The organism is Halovenus marina (assembly GCF_051414115.1).
In the GTDB taxonomy this organism is placed as follows: Archaea; Halobacteriota; Halobacteria; order Halobacteriales; family Haloarculaceae; genus Halovenus; species Halovenus marina.
Genome location: NZ_JBLKNZ010000001.1, coordinates 95,562 through 113,280 on the forward strand (window position 1 = coordinate 95,562; position 17,719 = coordinate 113,280).

The 17,719-nt window shown below is 64.2% G+C and carries 17 protein-coding genes and 1 tRNA gene; 10 read left to right on the forward strand and 8 right to left on the reverse strand.

Features of this window, described 5'->3' with window-relative positions; translation table 11 throughout:
• Nucleotides 1-85 precede the first annotated feature (85 nt).
• Together ACMGFL_RS00530 and ACMGFL_RS00535 are read left to right on the forward strand one after the other, a co-directional pair.
• Nucleotides 86-1,093 (forward strand): aldo/keto reductase, encoded by a 1,008-nt coding sequence (locus ACMGFL_RS00530; protein ID WP_436933574.1) that lies wholly within the window; start codon nt 86-88, stop codon nt 1,091-1,093.
• 179 nt (nt 1,094-1,272) lie between these two features.
• The gene (locus ACMGFL_RS00535) at nt 1,273-1,695 is read left to right on the forward strand and encodes a CBS domain-containing protein (protein ID WP_436933575.1); all 423 of its coding nucleotides are present in this window, start codon (nt 1,273-1,275) and stop codon (nt 1,693-1,695) included.
• 36 nt (nt 1,696-1,731) lie between these two features.
• Here the strand turns inward: ACMGFL_RS00535 and ACMGFL_RS00540 are convergent, their stop codons facing one another.
• From ACMGFL_RS00540 to ACMGFL_RS00550, 3 genes are all read right to left on the reverse strand, one after another.
• Nucleotides 1,732-3,969 carry a PAS domain-containing sensor histidine kinase gene (locus ACMGFL_RS00540; RefSeq protein ID WP_436933576.1) on the reverse strand — a complete coding sequence of 746 codons (2,238 nt, stop codon included), beginning with the start codon at nt 3,967-3,969 and terminating at the stop codon, nt 1,732-1,734.
• A gap of 187 nt (nt 3,970-4,156) precedes the next feature.
• Entirely contained in the window at nt 4,157-4,789 is a 633-nt protein-coding gene (locus ACMGFL_RS00545; protein ID WP_436933577.1) for a TetR/AcrR family transcriptional regulator, read from the reverse strand.
• 53 nt (nt 4,790-4,842) lie between these two features.
• Complete coding sequence (locus ACMGFL_RS00550; RefSeq protein ID WP_436933578.1) at nt 4,843-6,072, reverse strand: mandelate racemase/muconate lactonizing enzyme family protein; 1,230 nt, start codon at nt 6,070-6,072, stop codon at nt 4,843-4,845.
• Between the two features lie 171 nt (nt 6,073-6,243).
• Here ACMGFL_RS00550 and ACMGFL_RS00555 point away from each other — a divergent pair, with 171 nt between their 5' ends.
• From ACMGFL_RS00555 to ACMGFL_RS00565, 3 genes are all read left to right on the forward strand, one after another.
• Entirely contained in the window at nt 6,244-7,152 is a 909-nt protein-coding gene (locus ACMGFL_RS00555; RefSeq protein WP_436933579.1) for a dihydrodipicolinate synthase family protein, read from the forward strand.
• A 293-nt stretch (nt 7,153-7,445) separates the two neighbouring features.
• Entirely contained in the window at nt 7,446-7,886 is a 441-nt protein-coding gene (locus ACMGFL_RS00560; RefSeq protein WP_436933580.1) for a histone family protein, read from the forward strand.
• Nucleotides 7,883-8,893 carry a histone deacetylase family protein gene (locus tag ACMGFL_RS00565; RefSeq protein ID WP_436933581.1) on the forward strand — a complete coding sequence of 337 codons (1,011 nt, stop codon included), beginning with the start codon at nt 7,883-7,885 and terminating at the stop codon, nt 8,891-8,893. The genes ACMGFL_RS00560 and ACMGFL_RS00565 overlap by 4 nt, the downstream gene beginning before the upstream one ends.
• Nucleotides 8,894-8,932: 39 nt before the next feature.
• Here the strand turns inward: ACMGFL_RS00565 and cca are convergent, their stop codons facing one another.
• Nucleotides 8,933-10,300 carry a CCA tRNA nucleotidyltransferase gene (cca, locus tag ACMGFL_RS00570; protein ID WP_436933582.1) on the reverse strand — a complete coding sequence of 456 codons (1,368 nt, stop codon included), beginning with the start codon at nt 10,298-10,300 and terminating at the stop codon, nt 8,933-8,935.
• Between the two features lie 92 nt (nt 10,301-10,392).
• Between cca and ACMGFL_RS00575 the strand changes: the two genes are divergently transcribed.
• From ACMGFL_RS00575 to ACMGFL_RS00595, 5 genes are all read left to right on the forward strand, one after another.
• Nucleotides 10,393-10,465: transfer RNA gene (locus tag ACMGFL_RS00575), tRNA-Asn, on the forward strand.
• Between the two features lie 82 nt (nt 10,466-10,547).
• Entirely contained in the window at nt 10,548-11,555 is a 1,008-nt protein-coding gene (locus ACMGFL_RS00580) for an ABC transporter ATP-binding protein (protein WP_436933583.1), read from the forward strand.
• Nucleotides 11,548-12,333, forward strand: coding sequence for a DUF2705 family protein (locus tag ACMGFL_RS00585; RefSeq protein WP_436933584.1), 786 nt, complete (start codon nt 11,548-11,550; stop codon nt 12,331-12,333). Before ACMGFL_RS00580 ends, ACMGFL_RS00585 begins: the two co-directional genes overlap by 8 nt.
• Nucleotides 12,333-13,163, forward strand: coding sequence for an ABC transporter permease subunit (locus ACMGFL_RS00590; RefSeq protein WP_436933585.1), 831 nt, complete (start codon nt 12,333-12,335; stop codon nt 13,161-13,163). The genes ACMGFL_RS00585 and ACMGFL_RS00590 overlap by 1 nt, the downstream gene beginning before the upstream one ends.
• A gap of 43 nt (nt 13,164-13,206) precedes the next feature.
• A complete protein-coding gene (locus ACMGFL_RS00595) occupies nt 13,207-14,001 on the forward strand; it encodes an N-acyl homoserine lactonase family protein (protein ID WP_436933586.1) in 795 nt (264 codons plus the stop codon).
• Between the two features lie 33 nt (nt 14,002-14,034).
• Here ACMGFL_RS00595 and ACMGFL_RS00600 read toward each other — a convergent pair whose 3' ends face one another.
• From ACMGFL_RS00600 to ACMGFL_RS00615, 4 genes are all read right to left on the reverse strand, one after another.
• A complete protein-coding gene (locus tag ACMGFL_RS00600) occupies nt 14,035-15,042 on the reverse strand; it encodes an N-acetyltransferase DgcN family protein (protein WP_436933587.1) in 1,008 nt (335 codons plus the stop codon).
• Nucleotides 15,043-15,111: 69 nt separating this feature from the next.
• Complete coding sequence (locus ACMGFL_RS00605; protein ID WP_436933588.1) at nt 15,112-16,197, reverse strand: hypothetical protein; 1,086 nt, start codon at nt 16,195-16,197, stop codon at nt 15,112-15,114.
• A 105-nt stretch (nt 16,198-16,302) separates the two neighbouring features.
• Nucleotides 16,303-17,196 (reverse strand): Vms1/Ankzf1 family peptidyl-tRNA hydrolase, encoded by an 894-nt coding sequence (locus ACMGFL_RS00610; RefSeq protein WP_436933589.1) that lies wholly within the window; start codon nt 17,194-17,196, stop codon nt 16,303-16,305.
• A 78-nt stretch (nt 17,197-17,274) separates the two neighbouring features.
• Nucleotides 17,275-17,613 carry a DUF5802 family protein gene (locus tag ACMGFL_RS00615; protein WP_436933590.1) on the reverse strand — a complete coding sequence of 113 codons (339 nt, stop codon included), beginning with the start codon at nt 17,611-17,613 and terminating at the stop codon, nt 17,275-17,277.
• Between the last annotated feature and the right edge of the window lie 106 nt (nt 17,614-17,719).

The following is a 17,719-nucleotide window of genomic DNA, read 5'->3' on the forward strand; positions in this document are numbered from 1 at the left end:
ATGCCTGCGAGCGACGCGTCTCTCGTCTGAGACGCATGCACGATGTCGGGAGAACTATACGATATCGACCCCGATCTGTGGGTGTATGAACTACAGAACGCTGGGGACGACCGGACTGCAGGTGTCACCGATCTGTCTCGGAACGTGGCGATTCGGCAAGGAACACGAGGGCCTCGTCGAAACGGACCGGCAGGACGCCCACGAACTGCTGGATGCCTTCGCTGACCGGGGCGGCAACTTCATCGACACGGCAAACGGCTATGGCGACGGGGATTCGGAGCGCTGGATCGGCGAATGGCTCGCAGACCGTGACCGTGAGGACTTCGTCATCGCCTCGAAGTGCTACTGGTCGCAGGTCTCGCGCTTTCAGGAGAATCTCTCGCGGAAGAACGTTCGGGCGGAGGTCGAGGGGTCGCTCGACCGCCTCGGCACCGACTACCTCGATATTCTCTATCTCCACCGATTCGACGACGACACGCCCATCGAGCGCACGCTCCGGACGGTCGATGATCTGGTCAGCGAAGGGAAAGTCAACTACGTCGGTCTCTCGACTGCTGACGCGTGGAAACTCACGAAGGGTCTCTGGAAGGCCGACATCAACAACTACGAGGCCTTCACCGTGACCCAACCGCTCTTTCACGCCGCCTACTACGAGGACGTCGCGGAGTATCTCGCCGTGTGTGCCGACCAGGATCTTGCGGTCTGTCCGTACTCGCCGCTCGCCGGTGGCTTCCTGACAGGCAAGTACGAACGCATCGGCGACGGCACCTACGACCTCGACGCTCCGGAGGACTCCCGTGGCGAGTTCGACGACCTCTTTCTCGATTTCTACGTCTCTGAGCGTGGCTGGCACGTCCTCGATGCGGTGCGGCGGGTCGCGCAGGAACTCGACGCCACGCCCGCGCAGGTGGCGATCCGCTGGCTCATCGACCAGCCGGATTTCACCTGCGTGCCGATCATCGGCGCGCGAACCGTCGACCAACTCGACGAGAACCTCGGCGCGCTCGACATCGCGCTGTCGGACGACCAGCTCGACCGCATCATGGACGCGCGCTACGACGAGGACGGGTCGCTGTATCAGACAAACGCCTGACACTGTCGGCTGTGCCCCACTTGCCGCGATAGATCAGTCACCGGCACCTCACTGATCGCGGCTATTTTGGACAATCCTACTTGATAGTGCCAGTATTGTGGACGAATATCTATTCATTCTAGGAGTTAATAGGTGTACGTACACCAAAATTAAGTAGTAGCACCGGTCTGATACAGACCATGATCGATGTTCCGGTAACGGCTGCGCTGACTGACTGCGCGCCGGTGATACAGTCTGACTGTTCGATAGTCGCAGCGGCGACACAGTTGCGTCGCCCGGACGTGCCCGCGCTGGTCGTCGTCGACGCGATGGGCGAGGTGGCTGGCGTCCTCACCGAGTCTGATATCGTCGCTGCCGTTGCAGAGGACGGCGTGACAAACCCCGTCGAGCGATGCATGTCGACCCCCGTAGTGACGGTAGCGCCGACGACGTCGGTCGGACTGGCTGCGGACCGGATGCGCGATGCGGGCGTCGCGACGCTCCCGGTGGTCGATGCAGACGACGGCTATCAGGGACTGGTCACCCGGGACACGCTCGCTCCGTACCTCTCGCGCAAGCGACTCGAGATAACCTGGGATGACGAGCCACTCCGGATCGAGTGACTCGCTGGCTCAGGGAATACTCACCTCGCTCCTGCTCTACGAACACCACGACTGCGTTTCGGGGTCGCTCTGTCCCACATTCCGGACCTCGAAGCGCGCTCCCCCATCGTCTGCGTCAGTGATCGTCAGCGACCAGCCGTGTGCGTCGACGATGCGGTCGACGACAGCGAGACCGTAGCCCGTACTCTCCTCGGCTGTCGAGTAGCCCGGATCGAGCACCTGCTCGCGTTCGTCGACCGGAATCCCCGGGCCGTCGTCTTCGACGAAAAAGCCGTCGTCGAGCGACCCAATACGAAGCGCAACGTCCGATCCCCCGTGCTCGATGCTGTTTCGGAAGAGGTTCTCGAACAGTTGCTGGAGTCTGTCCTCGTCGGCTGTTATCTCTCCCTCGCACGCCACCAAGAGCGTCGCCTCCGGCGTATCGACGTGACTCCACGCCTGCTCGACGAGATTTGGGAGATCGACCGTCTCGGTCTGTCCGATCGCCCGTCCCTCACGGGCCAGCCAGAGCAGGTCCTCGATGATTCGCTCCATCCGGTCGTGCGCCGTCTCGATGTCCGCGAGATGGTCGAGGTCGCCGGATTCCTTCGCGAGGTCGAGATGGGCCCTCGCGACCGACAGCGGGTTCCGCAGGTCGTGCGAGACGAGGTTGGCGAACTCCTGCAGTCGGCTGTTCTGCTGTTCGAGTTCGCTCTCCCGGTCGATCCGGGTGAGCACTTCCGCCAGCATCGACGCGAGCACCTTGACGATGGTCTCGTCCGTCTCGGTAAACGCCTCCGGCGCTGCGGAGCTAACGAGCAAGACGCCGTGGTCACCGAGCGGCACGATCAGTTCGCTTCGCGCGTCCGTGTCGGGGTTGTACGCGTCCGGGTCAGTTCGCACGTCGTCGTACCGACGGGCCTCGCCCGTCTCGTAGACGCGCCAGGCGATCCCTTCGCCCTCCGCGAAGGCGGGAACGTCGTCGGTCGGGATAGCCTCACCTGCGGAGACGGCGATAGGCTCCAGACACCCTGTCGCCTCGTCGTAGAGGTGAAACCCGTGCTCGTCGAATTCGAGCAACGCGGCGAGTTGGTCGCTCGCCATCGCACAGACCTCCGTCTTGGAGTCGGCGTCGAGCCACTCCGCGGTGGCCTCATACAGCGTCTGCAGCTGTTGTTCCCGGCGCTTTTGCTCGGTGATGTCGGCGTTGACCGCGACGAAGCGAACGACTTCGCCCGTCTCGTCGGTGATCGGGGCGATGGTCTGGTTTGCGATGTAGCGACTCCCATCCTTGTGCTCGTTGACGAGTTCGTCCTCCCAGGTCTCGCCAGTGAGGATCGTCTCCCAGAGCTGTTCGTAGTACTCCTCGTCGTGTTTCCCCGATTTGAGCAGTGATGGCGTCTGCCCGACCGCCTCGCGCTCGCTGTACCCCGTTGCCGTCTCGAAGGCGTCGTTCACGTACTCGATTTCCCCGTCGACGTCCGTGATGTATATCGAGTGTCCGGCGTGCTCGACCGCCTCCTGAAATGCCTGGAGACGCTGTGCTTTCCGCCGCTGTGCCGTGATGTCACGGACGACCACGACCAGCTGGTCATCGCCCTCCTGTGATATCGGATTCAGTGTGACTTCGGCCCAGAACTCCCGTCCGTCCAGGGTCGTACACGGCCACTCGAACCGCTGCGTTCCCTCCGTCCGTGCGCGGTCGACCCACTCTGCGACCGACCGCGACGGCTCGGGCTGGATCTGCGCCTGTGGGCTCCCCTGACGCGAATCACACTCCTCGGGGGAATGGCCCCAGTGATCACAGACCGCCTCACGGATCCGGTCGGGGTCGTCGCGTGCCGGGTCGTAGACGAGCACCGTCTCTTCGAGCGCCTCGCGGAGCAGCGCACTGTCAGTCGATTCCCGACTCGATTCGAGGGCCGCATCGATCCGCTCGACGAGCCGATCAACGCTCTCGGAGCCACTCGCACGGACGTACGCCGTCACACCGGCCGAGACTGCCTGTTCAGCGACTGCTTCCGACCCCGCTGCCGTGAACAACACGACGGGCAGGTCTGGCCACCGGGCGCGCATCCGCTCCAGCAGTTCGACCCCATCTGTCCCCGCGAGTTCGTACCGACTCACGACGCAGTCTGGGGCTGCCCGCTCGCAGGCGTCGACGGCGGCGTCACTGCCGCTCGTGGTCACACGCGTCTCGTGGAACTCCCGGTTGAGATGACTCTGAACGGAGTCACAGCGTTCCCGGTCGTCGTCGACGTAGAGAACAGTCTGCAGATTCGTCTCCGCGCTCATCGCCCGCCCCTGCAGTCGAATGTCCGTTGTGAAGCCAGTTGCATCGCTGTGGTGGTGCGAGCGAACGCAGGACTGCTGTCTGTGTCATCAGTAGCGCACCTGCCTGCTGTCGTCGCTCCCATCGATATCCGCTCTACGACGTAGACCTGATTATAGCTTTTGCTGGTTTTCCACTCTTGAGTCTCGACTATCCACAAGCGCTCCCGCTGGTGGACATCGATTCGTACACGTTCGTTTCGAGATAGCGTTCGATCTGGCGGCGTGAGTCAGCCAGCATCGCCTCGTCTTCGAGTGACACCGCGCGTTCGAGCGTCCCGTAGACGAGCGAGTACAGCAACTCTGCGGTCCCGTCGGGGTCTCGCTCGCGGAACTTGCCTGCCTCGACTCCCGCTTCGATCGTCTCTCTCAATTCCCCGAGAATCAACTCGTCGGAGCGACGGAACTGGTCGTGATACGCCTCGTAGTAGGGTGCCTGCGCGCGCATCTCCAGAATCGCGCGGCGAAATCGGATCGCATCGCCGTTGTCCGCTTCCGGGAGCATCCGGTCGATGATCGCCTCGAGTCGTTCCCGTGGGTCCTCGGGCAGGTTCGTTTCCAGTTCGGTCTCCAGATGCGAAAGCAGCCACTCCAGAAAGCTATTGAACAGGTCTTCCTTGTCGTCGTAGTGGTGATACAGAAGCGCCTTGCTCTTCTCGAACTCGCTCGCGATCCGTGAGATGCTCGTCTCCGCGTAGCCGTGGGTACAGAGCGCACGGTAGGTGGCCTGCATGATCAACTCCTCGGTGTCCCGGTCCTCCGGGTCGACGTCCGGGTCGGTCATCGGCCGACTGTACGTTCAGTAGACCCTAAAAGGATCGGTCACGCGCCGACCGGTCAGTCAAAGAGCGTCTCACCGTCGACCATGTGCTGTTCGACGGCGTCCATATCGAGCGTGACGCCCAATCCTGGCTCGTCCGGAACGGCGACAGCGCCGTCCTCGATGACCGTTTCCTCGACCAGGTCCTCCCACCAGTCGAGTTCGTAGCTGTGGTACTCCACTGCGAGCGCGTTCGGGATGGCCGCCGCGACGTGGGCGCTCGCCATCGTTCCGACGGGGGAGGCGACGTTGTGCAAGGCGACGGGGATGTAGTACTGATTCGCCACGTCCGCAATCTTGCGTGTCTCGCGCATCCCGCCGACCTTCGGAAGGTCCGGCGTGACGATGTCGACCGCCTGGTCCTCGACCAGCCGTCGGTGTTCGGTCACGCGATAGCGGTTCTCACCGGCCGCAATCGGGGTGCTCGTCGCGTCTGTGACCTCCCGCTGTACCGCCAGATTTTCCGGTGGAACGGGGTCTTCGAGCCACCAGACGTCGTAGTCCTCGACGGCCTCGGCCAGCCGTCGCGCCGAATCGCCCGAGAACGTCCAGTGACAGTCGAAGGCCACGTCGGCGCGGTCACGGACCCGCTCGGTCACCGCCTCGACGATATCGACCTTGTGGCGGATCTCACCGGGTCTGAGGTGTCGGTTCGCCCGGTCGAGTTCGTGTCCCGAGGGGACGTCCAGATCGAACTTCAGCGCATCGTAGCCGAGTTGTTCGACGACGCGTTCGGCCTCCTCGGCACACGCCTCGGGGTCGGCTTCGCTTTCGGTGTGACAGTCACAGTAGACGCGCGCCTCGTCTCTGTACTTCCCGCCGAGCAGCTGGTAGGCCGGGACGCCGAGCAGTTTGCCCGCCAAATCGTGCAAGGCGAGTTCGATCCCCGAGATGGCAGTGACGGTCACGCCCTCGACGGATCCCTCGCCGGACATCTTCTGGATCAGGTGCTCGTAGAGGCGGTCGATGTCGAGAGGCGTCTCGCCGACCAGAAAGGGGGTCATCCGCTCGATAAGTTCTGGCACGCCCGCGCCCCAGTAAGCCTCGCCCGTGCCGACGACGCCCGCGTCGGTGTACACCCGCACCAGCGTCCACGGGAAGTTGCCGTCGACCATCGTCGTCTGTACGTCGGTGATCTCCACGTCGCGTGGCCCCTCCCGCGCGGTCAGCCCCATCGTCTCCGCGGAGAGTTTCCGCATCGTGTACTCCGCGTTCGGGTCGTGGAGGGTGCGATAGTCCTTGCTCATACCCCGGATTCTACCCGCGCGGCTAAAGAACGTTTGCTGCATCGACCGCGTTTTTGTTCTATCCCCTTCGGACCGGCGAACCGTCGAGCGTCCACAGACGAACCCCCGCTGTCCAGTCTACGCTACCCGAAAGAACGGCACGCTTTTTGCGTTCGCTGGGGAAAGGCGGATATGACACAGGTAACGCCTGGGGAGGCGGATCCGCTCGGACTGACCGGAATCATCCCGCCGACGGTGACTGCCTTCGATAGCGACGGTGCGGTAGACGAGACGGCGACGGCGGCACACGCGGAGTTCGTCGTCGATGGGGGCGCAAACGGCGTGTTTCCGCTCGGCACCAACGGCGAGTTCGCCCTGCTGTCGGGCCCGGAACGCAAGCGCGTCGTCGAGGCTGTCACGGACGCAGTCGACGTGCCCGTGATCGCTGGCGTCGGCGCGGAGAGCACGCGCCAGACTGTCGAGCACGCCGAACACGCCGAATCGGTCGGCGCCGACGGCGTCGTCGCCGTGACGCCGTACTACTACCCGCTCGACGAACAGGCAGCCGTCGACCACTACCGCGCGGTCGCACAGGCGGTCGACGTGCCGGTGTACGTCTATCACATCCCTGGCCGGACCGGCAACACGCTCTCGCCGTCGACGGTCGACAGACTCGCCACCATCGACGGCCTCGCGGGCATCAAGGACTCCTCGAAGGACGTGCCGTGGCTGGCACAGGCCATCGACCGTAACCCCGAGTTGACGTTCCTCGCGGGGTCTGACTCGCTTCTGTTCGCCGGACTCCAGATCGGCTGTTCCGGCGCGGTCAGTGCCGTCTCGAACGCCTTTCCGGAACTGGTCGTCGACTTCTACGACGCCTACGAGTCCGGCGACATCGACCGAGCGCGCGAGGTTCAGTCGACCATCTACGAGGTTCGCTCGGCGCTGAAGGAGGGTCCCTACATGGCTGGCGTCAAGACGGCGCTCTCACTCCGAGACGTCGATTTCGACGTCGGTGACCTGCGCTCGCCGCTCCGGACGATGAACCCGGAACAACGCGACGCGCTCGAATCCACGCTCGAATCGCTGGATCTGCTGTAGCTCCGCTCACGGTAGGCCGGTAGCGTTCAGATAAGAGATGGACGGTAGGACTATCTCAAACAACCAGAAAGCCCCCGTTTGGCTCCGGTCCCGCGGCTCGCTGCGCTCCGGCCGGTGCTTGCTTCGCCGGGGTTCCCGGAGTCGAACGGCCCCTTTCAGTCCCACCCCGTAGACAGGCCAATCAGCCGAAACGGGTGGGGCTTTCTGGTTCTCCGATTCGACAGTCGCTTCACTAAACACTGCCCGGTAGACCGTTCGGAACGCTTAAGACTGACACACTCCGGAATTGGCGTATGAGCGTCGAGTTACCGTACGCCCCGGTCGACGACCTGATCCGGGAGAACGCGGACGGGTTGCGGGTCAGTGCCGAAGCGGCGGAGGCACTCGCCCGTCGGATACAGGAGACCGGCGCGGCGTTGGCAGCCGAGGCCGCTCAGCGCGCCGACAGCGAGGGGCGCAAGACGCTGATGGCCGAGGACTTCACTGACGAGCCAGTTCCCGAGAAGGAGGCAGTGACGCTTCCGATCGCGCCGGTCGACCGGATCGCTCGACTCGACATCGACGACCGATACCGCGTCTCGATGGACGCGCGACTGGCGCTTGCGACCGTCCTCGAATCGTTCGCCCACGACGTCGCGAGCGCAGCGGCCATCCTGGCCCGTCACGCCGAGCGACGCACGATCAAGGGGGAAGACATCGACGCATACTTCGAGTTGCAACCGCTTTTCGAATGAACTTTGGCTACCGCGACACCTGCCTCGACCACGAGACTGGCCCGCGGCATCCGGAGAGCCCCGACCGCCTTCGGGCCATCCGACGGAAGTTAAAAGACCGCTACGGCGTCCGGTACGTCGAGGCAGACCCGGCCGAACGAGCGCGGATTCTCGCCGTCCACACCGAGGCCTACGTCGACGAACTGGAGGCGTTTTGTGAGTCGGGCGGCGGTAACTGGGATGCCGACACCGTAGCTGGCGAGGGGACGTGGGACGCGGCGCTGTCGAGCGCCGGACTCGCCGAGTGGGCCGCACACGAAGCCCTCGATGGCTCGTCGGGACGGGACACCCCGTTCTCGCTCGGACGACCGCCGGGACATCACGCGGTTGCGGACGACGCGATGGGGTTTTGCTTTTTCAACAACGCCGCGGTGGCCGCTCAGGCAGTCCTCGACGACGAACTGGCAGAGCGGGTCGCCATCTTCGACTGGGACGTCCACCACGGCAACGGCACGCAGGACATCTTCTACGACCGGGGTGACGTGTTCTACGTCTCGATCCACGAGCAGGGGCTGTACCCCGGCACGGGGAAAATCGAGGAGATCGGAACCGGCGACGGCGAAGGGACGACGCTGAACATCCCGTTCCCGCCCGGCACCGATACGGGGGGCTATCTCGCGGCACTCGATACCGTCATCGGGCCAGCGCTCCAGGCCTTCGACCCCGACCTGGTGCTCATCAGCGCTGGCTTCGACGCGCACGAGCACGACCCCATCTCGCGGATGCGCGTCTCGACGGAGGGCTACGGCCACATGGCCGACCGAATGCGGTCGATAGCAGACGACGCCGACGCCGCGCTCGGGTTCGTCCTCGAAGGTGGATACGGTCTCGATACGCTCTCGGAGAGCGTCCGAACGATCCACGAGGTGTTCGACGGCTATCAGCCCTCGGGCGGCGAGGCCGATATCGCCGAGTCCGCCCAGAACGTTCTCGACGACGTTTGCGCGCAACCGTTCGATGGCCTGTGACAACGCGTCGCTGATCGGGGAACGTCGCTGACCACGGGGCTACGGCCCACGCGGCGAGGGGTCGAGATACCGCGTCAGTTCGACAGCGAAGTCGTCTGCGAGCGCGGCCACCTCGTCACCGACGAGCACCTGGTATTCGTCCGCGAGCGCTGCCTCGATTTCGACGCCCAGCGAGACCCGGAAGAGTTCGTCGCTTTCGAGCAGTGACTGAGCAGTTCGGAACTCGCGTTCGCGTTCGACGACGTACCGGTCGCCGTCGATGAAGGGGCCGTCGGCGTCGCCGTCCCGGTAGGCGTCGAGAAAGGCCTCGGCGTGTTCGCGGACGTGTACCGGCGGCCCCTCGTGGCGTTCGACGCGGGGGCGCTCGGCCACCGATAGCTCGAACAGGAGGGCGGACCGCTCGTCGGTGGCGACGGCGGCCGACCGGAACACGTCGAACCCGCGCCGGTCGAGTTCGCCCGCGACCCCCGACTGGGAGCGTTCGAGTTGGGGCCACAGCTGGTCGTCGACGATGTCGGGCGTCTCGAACTGCAGGGCGACCGGCGTGGTGGCCCGCTCGTTGAATCGCTCGCGAACCGCCGCTTCAGAGAGTGGGTCCGGCTCGGGGCGCTCGAACAGCGAATCCCGGGGATCGGCAAGCAGTTCGCGCGCGAAGTGCTGGAGGCGCGCCAGATTCGTCGCCGAGAGCACCGCCGCGACGTTTCGGGCTGGGTCGGTCGGATCGATAACGACGAGCGGGTCGTCGAAGGTGGCGGTACCGTGGTCTTCGGGGTCGAACCGAACCCGAGGGTGCCAGTCCGCGGCGGCCTCGACGAGCGGCCGGAACCCCCCGTGTTCGAGCACGAGCAGTTCGGTCAGAAATCCCGAAAAGCCTTTCGTCCGCAGGTCGCTCCCGTAGACGCCGATGGCGGTGAAAAACTGCTTGCAGACCCGGACGTCCCCGGCGAGGTCGGCGTCGAGTCGCGCGTCGATGTACTGGCTGTGGAAGGGCGTTCGGTCGACGGCAGAGCGGATGTCCGTGGCCGTCTCCAGGTCGTAACAGGGGACCAGATCCACCTCGAAGCCGTCGTACTCGCCAACGACGTAGGGATGTTCCGCGAACTCCTCGCGGCCGTCGGGGAGGACGGCATGGCCGACGGCGAGGCCGAACTCTTCCAGTTGATTTCGGTCGAGATCGGGGTCGAAGGCCACGAACAGGTCGATGTCGCGGTCGCCGGACAGCCACGTGTCCCGAGCGGTCGAACCGACCTGGATCACGCTCGCGTCGACCGGTAACTCCGCCTCGATTGCCGCCTCGGTTCGGGTGCGCAGGTCCTCGACGGCCCCCTGGAGCCGCTCGCGCTCGTCGTCGTCGGGCCGAACCCGCTCGCGCACCCGGTCGAGGACGGATTCGAGCGAATCGCTCATAGGCTCGATTGCCAGCAGGTACGTGAAAGCGTGTCGGTGCGGGACGGAAAACGAAACGCCTTTGAAATAGATCCTGCTACTGGAGTATGCGTGCCGCCGTAGCTCAGTTGGTAGAGCACCACGCTGTTAACGTGGTTGTCCCAGGTTCGAGTCCTGGCGGTGGCGCTTTCTGCGAGCGATACCATCGCTGACTCTCAACGGACGATACCTTCTTACCGTCACTAATTGAACACGTGAACGAGCGTTCATGCCAGCCATCGAAACCAGGGAGTTGACAAAATACTACGGCGACGTGCGAGGTGTCGAGGACCTCTCGTTTACCGTCGAGACCGGCGAGGTGTTCGGCTTCCTCGGGCCGAACGGGGCCGGAAAGTCGACGACCATCCGGACTCTCATGGGATTTCAGTCCCCGACGGAGGGCACGGCGACTGTGCTCGGTGCAGATATCAGAGACGCGTCGGCGCTCAGAGAAGCGCGTGCAGATGTCGGATACCTGCCCGACGAACTGGGGTTCAGGGAAACTGTCACCGGGCGACGACTGCTGGAGTATCACGGGTCGCTCCGGGGCGACGTGCGAAGCGAGGAGTTGCTGGAGTTGTTCGACCCGCCGCTCGACCGCAAGGTCAGGGAGTACTCCACCGGCAACAAGCAGATGCTCGCCATCATCCTCGCGTTCATGCACGACCCCGACCTGGTGATCATGGACGAACCGACCGCCGGGCTGGACCCGCTGAAACAGGAGCGACTGCTCGAGTTCATCCGCGCCGAACAGGACCGGGGCAAGACCTTCTTTTTCTCCTCGCACATCCTCAGCGAGGTCCGAAAGGTGTGTGACCGCGTCGGAATCGTTCGCGACGGGAAACTCGTCGAGCTGGAGGACATCGACTCCCTGCTCGACCGGAGTGGCAAGACAGTCCGGGTGAACCTCGGCGGGTCGGTCACCGAGAGTGACTTCGATATCGACGGTGCGCACGACGTGACCGTCGGCGGTGGCAAAGAATCGAGCGACGGCAGCGCGCAACCGGACGGCCGCGACAGTACGACGTCGGTGTCGTTCACCTACACCGGGGCGTACGAGCCACTGCTTCGTCACCTGCTCCAGTACGACGTCCTCGACCTTTCTATCGAGGAAGCGCCACTTGAGGACGTGTTCATGCGCTTCTACGGCGAGCAGGATGCCCGGGCCGTCGTGGAGCAGGTCGAACACCGGAACGACTCGGGGGAGACCGAATCAGAGGAGACCACCGATGTTTGAGACGGCCCGCTTCGAGGCGGAGCGTCGCCTCATCGGGTCGGTCGTCGTCGCAATCGGCCTGTCCGCGTTCGCCGCGATGATCATCCTCATCGCACCGGGGGTGCTGGAGGACATCGATATCGACGCACTCCTCGAGGCGTACCCGCCCGCGCTGGTCGAGGCGATGCAACTCGACGTCATCGCGACCATCGAGGGGTTCGTGGCGCTCGAACTGTACTGGTTCGGCCTGCTGATCGTCCTCGGCATCTACGTCGCCTACAGCGCGGCCGGTACCATCGCCGGGGACATCGAGGACGGGACGATGGACACACTCCTCGCCGCTCCCGTCTCGCGGCGGCGGGTTCTCGGCGAGAAGTTTCTCGCCGTGCTCGTGCCCATCGTCGTCGTCAACGTCGCCCTCCTCGTCGTCGTGTACGCCGGGACACGACTCGTCGACGAACCGATAGCGGCCGCGGACCTCGTCGCCGTTCACGCATTCTCGATCCCCTACCTGTTGCTGTGGGCGGCGTTCGGAACGCTGGTGTCGGTGTTTGCATCCCGTCGCGTCGTCGCCGAAGGGGTCGCCGCCGGAACGGTCGTGGCCACCTTTCTCGCCGAGACAGTCGCAGACGGAGCCGATCTTGACTGGATCGGCGCAGTCTCGCCGACGCGCTATTACGACCCAGTTACGATCCTCACCGCGAGCGAGTACGATTACGCTGGCGGGGCTGTCCTCCTCGTCGCCGCCGCGGTGTTTGTCCTGACAGCGAGCGTCCAGTTCGTGCGGAGGGACATCTGATGAACCCCTCGACCGACCCCGAGATGGTCGACCGCACTCGGGCGCTTCTCACCGTCGCCCAGTTCGAGGGTGAGCAACGGATCCGGATCACAGGCATCCTCGCCGTCGTGTTCTCGCTGTTTGCGGCGCTGTTTCTCTGGGTCGCACCCGACATCGTCGCTGCGGGCGTCTACGAGGATCTGTTCGACTCGATGCCGCCAGCACTCACCGCGCTGTTCGGGTTCGAGAGCCTCGGTTCGCTGGAGGGATTCGTCGCTGGCGAGTACTACACGCTGGTCGTCGTCGTCGGACTGGGTGGGTATCTCGCCTACAGTGCGGCCGGTAGCGTCGCCGGTGACCTCGAATCCGAACGGATGGACACCGTTCTCGCCGCACCGGTTTCGCGGACGAGCGTCTTGCTCGGCACGTATCTGTCGTTGCTCGTCCCCATCCTCGTCCTGAACGCCGTCGTGCCGCTGGTGCTGTACGTTGGATCGGTGCTGGTCGACGATCCGATATCGCTTGCGGACCTGGCCGCCCTCCACGTGCTGGCGATTCCTTACCTGCTTTGCTGGGGCGCAGTCGGCCTGTTCGTCGGCGTCGTCGTTCGTGGTGGACGACTCGCGGGCCGTGTCGTTATTGCCGTTGTCCTTGGGACGTGGCTGATCGAATCCGTCGTCGTCGAAACCGACTACGAGTGGCTCGGGGGTCTCGCTCCGATGCGATACTTCGAGCCGTCGGCGGTCCTCGTCGATGGGAGTTACGACGTGGCTGGCGCAGCGCTCTTGCTAGCTGTCGCCGCCGTGCTGGTCGGCGCGAGTCTCCTCGCCTTCCAGCGGCGGGACCTCTGAACACCGCTGTTCTCGGCGGTGGATTCAGGGTGACAGAACCGTAATGACGGGTATGGAACTCCAGCTACTCGACAGGGGAACCATCCGGTCGGACCTGAACTTCGCGCTTGACGGTGCCGTCACCGCCACCTACAGCGACCGGTCGCCGGATCTCGAATACGGAGAGTATGCCGTCTGGAACCTCCTCGTCGACCATCCCGAGGCGACGGTGCTCTGGGATACTGGATCGCATCCCGACGCGGCCGACGGCCACTGGCCCGACTCGCTGTTCGAGGCGTTCGCTCACGTCGACGCAGACGAACGCGACCTTGAGACGGCACTCGCAGATGTCGGCTACGATGTCTCGGATATCGACATCGTCGTGCAGTCACATCTCCATCTCGACCACGCCGGTGGACTCTACCACTTTGCGGGGACCGAGGTTCCGGTCTACGTCCACCGCCGGGAACTCGAACACGCCTATCTCAGCGCAAAGAGCGACGCAGGCGATACAGCCTACCTCGCAGCCGATTTCGACCTCGACCTGAACTGGGAGGTGGTTCACGGCGAGCGACAACTCCTACCCGGAATCGAGTTGCTTCACCTGCCGGGACACACGCCGGGCCAACTTGGCGCGGCGATAGAGGCCGACTCCGGAACTGTGCTGATCGGCGGCGACGTGGCCTTTCTCGCCGAAAACTACGAGGCAGGCCGAGCGATGGGGTCGAGCCTGATTCACGACTCACAGGCGCTGGCCGAGAGCATTCGGACGCTCAAAGACCGCGAGCGACGAACCGACGCGACCGTACTGTACGGCCACGACAGCGACCAGATCGAGCGACTGCGCGGCACGCTCTGAGTGGCGACGAACAGCGGCAACTCGGACCGGCTCTCAGAGCACCGCATCGAGCACGTCGTCGGCGTCGAACCGCACGGGATCGGTGGCAGGAACGCCAAGATCCGACGCGAACGATTCGACCGCAGTCTGTGCTTCCTCGGGTGAGAGCGACTGCGTGTTCAGCATGCCAGCGTCGACAGTCGCCCCCGAGACTGGTGCGCTCACCTGTTCGTACAGGTCGGCGTAGGATCGGGGGTCCGGGATCTGAAACCGCTCGTACTCGCGGACGGCGTCGTGGCCGGGGAGGTGACAGAACACCAGCGAATCCGGCTGTGCGCCGTGGAGAATCGAGGTCGTCACCCCCGAGTACGCGGGATGCGCGAGCGCGCCCTGTCCCTCGACGAAGAGGATGTCGTGGTCGCTCGCCTGCTCGACGAGACGCTCGGTCGCACCGGCCGCGAAATCCGCGATCGTCCGGTCGATTGCGATCCCCCAGCCAGCGACCATGATACCGGTCTGTCCGGTCGGAACGACCGCCGCGTCGAGGCCGCGCTCGCGGGCCGCGTCCCGCAACTCGAAGGTGGCGGTCATCTTCCCCGTCGAGCAGTCGCTTCCGACCGTGAGGACCGTGCGGGCGTCCACGTCACCAGCGGTGCCCGCCGCAACCGACAGGTCCGCTGGCGGTCTGCGGACGTCGCGAAGGTCACAGCCGTGTTCGGTCGCGAGCGTGGCGAACTCCTCGTCTTCGGAGAGAAAATGGTGCAGCCCGGAGACCACGTCACAGCCGCGTTCGAGGGCCGCGCGGACGTCGGGCCGCCACGAGTCGTCGAACGCGCCGCCGATTGGTGAGATGCCGATGACGAGCGCATCGCACGCGGGCGCGTCGGCCATGCGCTCGACGATGGGTGCGTCCTGCACGTCTGGGAGGTGGTCGGCAACGCGGTCCCCTGCGGTCGCTCGGTCGAGCACGGCGACGACCTCGTGGTCGCTGTACCGAAGAATCCCGACAGCCGTCTTCGCGTGGCCGGGGAACTGGTCGTGAGCGAGGATGGCGACGCGCATATTCCAAGCCGAGACGCCCGCCCGGTTAAGCCTACCGCAGGGCCACGCCGATGGCGGGCGAACGGTCAATCACAGATCCGTCGCGGTGACAACCGTCTCGGTCGCGTCGATTGTGACCTGAGAGTCGGCGCTGACGGTGAGACTCACTGCTGTCGAATCGAGCGTCTCAGGTTGCTCGAACCGGGCGACGGCCGTTCGTGTGGTGTAGTCGTCGGTTCTCACACAGGGACGCCGATAACAGCCAAACGCGTGAATACCCTCGTCTGTTGTTTCGATTCGCTTCAGGTGCGGCGTCACGGATCCGGACCCCCAGGCAGTCTCGATGAGGAGGACAGCTTCTGACTCGAACTCCGTCGACTCGATCAGCGCGATTGCATCGTTCCCCCAGTCGGGGTAGACGCGGTCGATATCGTCCGCATCAGTCAGGACTGTCACGTACACCTGTGTGTTGGTGGACTGGGGCATGTGACGGAGCCCGCCGTATTGGAGAACTGATGACCCTGTCTCGGCTTGCTCGAAGTCGAGCGACGGCTCGGCAGACATATTTTCACACAGCCACACCGGCTGTTCATCCTCAGGGCCATTACACGGTGGCTCTTCTATCTCGTAGGGCGGTGTGTCAACGTCGTTTCCGGTGAGTTCCTCGATCGGCGTGAAGATGATCTCGATTGTTTCCGCAGCCGTGTAGGCGATATCGACGTACCCATCCGTGCGCTCCGGAGTATTCTCGACATCGAAGTCGATGGTTTTGCGCGCAGTCGTTCCATCGACGTTCACCTCGAATGTCAGTGACATCCCGGGAGTGCCGACTGCCGGAAGCGCCTCAGAGGTTCCCGGCCCGACGGTCACATCGTCTGCAGAGCGTTTCGTCTCGCCGTCGAAAATAGTGACCGAAACCGTCCGCGTCGTGTCTGTCCTGTTGTGCACGCGCCCATCGATCGAACGGTCATCATCGTCCCCCTGTGGTGGCGTCTTTTCGTCTGTGCCGTCCCCGCTTCCGTCATCTGCGCTCCCGTCGGCGGAGTTGCTCTGATCGTCAGTCCCGTCGGTGGTGTTCCCGTCGTCGTTCGGATCGGTGCTGCCAGAACTGAGACAACCGGCAGAGATCACGGAGAGGGCGATGCCTGCGCCAGCGAGGAATCGTCGTCGCTTCATCGTGTTTGCACCCAGACGTGCCACGGATAAACTGGCTCTGTAGGCGAAAACGGTCGTTTTAGTTATCGTGTCTCGAGACGAGAACCACCGCAGGAACTGATCGGGTCACACCACCCGAAACTCGACGCTCCAGAAGTCCTCCCATGCCGAGCGAAGCGCATCCTCGGGGTCGCCGGTCGCATCGACGGTCGCAGTCTCGTCGGCCAGATGCATGAACTCCCCGAGGACGGTGCGTTCGCCGACGACGTACAGGCGGTCTGTCTCCCGCTCGTCGAGCGCCTCCTGACACCGCTCCAGATGATTGTCGATCTGTTCGTCGCGCAGTCGCTCAAATCGTGCCTGTGAGAACCCGCCCTTGGAGTGTTGGCTCTTGAGTTCGCTGTCGAACCCGTGGAATGCCGTCCGCTCCGTCCCGCGGTAGGTTCCCATCGCGAACAGATCCGACCGGACGAGCGCGAGCGTGTACTCGCCCCGGGGCTGGAACCACTCGCGGTCGATCCGGAACTCGTCTTCCCAGACGGCAAACGGCTCGGGTGCGACCGGCGGGCGGAGACAGACGCTCACGATGGAGGCGTCGTCAGTCATCGCCAGACAGGGCGTCGCCCGGGAGACGAGCGTCGTCCGGTCGCCAAACGCCTCTCGAGCGTCATCGGGAAGGTCACGGCCCGCTTCGATGAAGGTGGTAAACGCGCCCTGTGGTCCGGTCTCGAACGACTCCAGTCGGTCGAGCACCGCGTCGAGTCGGCGATCCGAAATGCGATCCTCGTGGCGGACTGCGACAGATGTCTCGTCGGATTCGATCTGGTCGATGCGGTCTTCGAGCTGGGTGATCCGGTCTTCGAGGCGGTTAGCCCGGCGCTGTGCTTCCTGCTTTTCGGTCACTGCGTCCGCACGACGCTCCTGTTCGGCCGCAAGCTGTTGTTCGAGACTGTTCCGGTCCGCTTCGAGGTCCTCGATTCGCTCTTTGAGCGCTGTCCGGCCGAGCAGGTCGTCGAGCATCACCTGCATCCGGGACTGGAAGCGTCTTAAACCCGGCGACAGCGACCACTGTGTCGCTCGTGTCTGACCGGCGCGCGATCAGGCCGACCGGCCGAGCGCGAGTAGCTGTCGCGCCCGCGCTTCCTTCGCGAGCAACACCTCGCTGAGTGTCGGTGGGTTCTCGACGCCAGCCGCATCGAGAACCGACTCCGGAACGCTCAGCGTGTCCGCAGGCGTATCCGCGTCCCCCTCGACAGCGATGTGTGTCGTCCCGAGTTTCATGACGAGCGGTCTGTCGAGCGGTCTGATCTCCCGGTCAGCGTACAACTGCTCGTTGACCTGTTCGTGCTGTGCCTGGCACATCGATGCCCTCTCGCCCGTTCCCGGCTCGACGTAGAGTCGGCCGAGGTAATAGCCGCTTGAGAATTGCTCGAACATGCGATACACTCTTCCTTGTGGGTTGGTACCAATAAACGCTCCGGGAAAGACTTATCACGACGTTCTCGTCTACGAGAACTGGCGTTTTGTCTCTCGTGTCGATGGT

Bases quoted from the DNA above. Each gene is read 5' to 3' on its own strand.
- ACMGFL_RS00530 (WP_436933574.1), top strand. From the start codon at position 86: ATGAACTACAGAACGCTGGGGACGACCGGACTGCAGGTGTCACCGATC.
- ACMGFL_RS00535 (WP_436933575.1), top strand. From the start codon at position 1,273: ATGATCGATGTTCCGGTAACGGCTGCGCTGACTGACTGCGCGCCGGTG.
- ACMGFL_RS00540 (WP_436933576.1), bottom strand. From the start codon at position 3,969: ATGAGCGCGGAGACGAATCTGCAGACTGTTCTCTACGTCGACGACGAC.
- ACMGFL_RS00545 (WP_436933577.1), bottom strand. From the start codon at position 4,789: ATGACCGACCCGGACGTCGACCCGGAGGACCGGGACACCGAGGAGTTG.
- ACMGFL_RS00550 (WP_436933578.1), bottom strand. From the start codon at position 6,072: ATGAGCAAGGACTATCGCACCCTCCACGACCCGAACGCGGAGTACACG.
- ACMGFL_RS00555 (WP_436933579.1), top strand. From the start codon at position 6,244: ATGACACAGGTAACGCCTGGGGAGGCGGATCCGCTCGGACTGACCGGA.
- ACMGFL_RS00560 (WP_436933580.1), top strand. From the start codon at position 7,446: ATGAGCGTCGAGTTACCGTACGCCCCGGTCGACGACCTGATCCGGGAG.
- ACMGFL_RS00565 (WP_436933581.1), top strand. From the start codon at position 7,883: ATGAACTTTGGCTACCGCGACACCTGCCTCGACCACGAGACTGGCCCG.
- cca (WP_436933582.1), bottom strand. From the start codon at position 10,300: ATGAGCGATTCGCTCGAATCCGTCCTCGACCGGGTGCGCGAGCGGGTT.
- ACMGFL_RS00580 (WP_436933583.1), top strand. From the start codon at position 10,548: ATGCCAGCCATCGAAACCAGGGAGTTGACAAAATACTACGGCGACGTG.
- ACMGFL_RS00585 (WP_436933584.1), top strand. From the start codon at position 11,548: ATGTTTGAGACGGCCCGCTTCGAGGCGGAGCGTCGCCTCATCGGGTCG.
- ACMGFL_RS00590 (WP_436933585.1), top strand. From the start codon at position 12,333: ATGAACCCCTCGACCGACCCCGAGATGGTCGACCGCACTCGGGCGCTT.
- ACMGFL_RS00595 (WP_436933586.1), top strand. From the start codon at position 13,207: ATGACGGGTATGGAACTCCAGCTACTCGACAGGGGAACCATCCGGTCG.
- ACMGFL_RS00600 (WP_436933587.1), bottom strand. From the start codon at position 15,042: ATGCGCGTCGCCATCCTCGCTCACGACCAGTTCCCCGGCCACGCGAAG.
- ACMGFL_RS00605 (WP_436933588.1), bottom strand. From the start codon at position 16,197: ATGAAGCGACGACGATTCCTCGCTGGCGCAGGCATCGCCCTCTCCGTG.
- ACMGFL_RS00610 (WP_436933589.1), bottom strand. From the start codon at position 17,196: ATGCTCGACGACCTGCTCGGCCGGACAGCGCTCAAAGAGCGAATCGAG.
- ACMGFL_RS00615 (WP_436933590.1), bottom strand. From the start codon at position 17,613: ATGTTCGAGCAATTCTCAAGCGGCTATTACCTCGGCCGACTCTACGTC.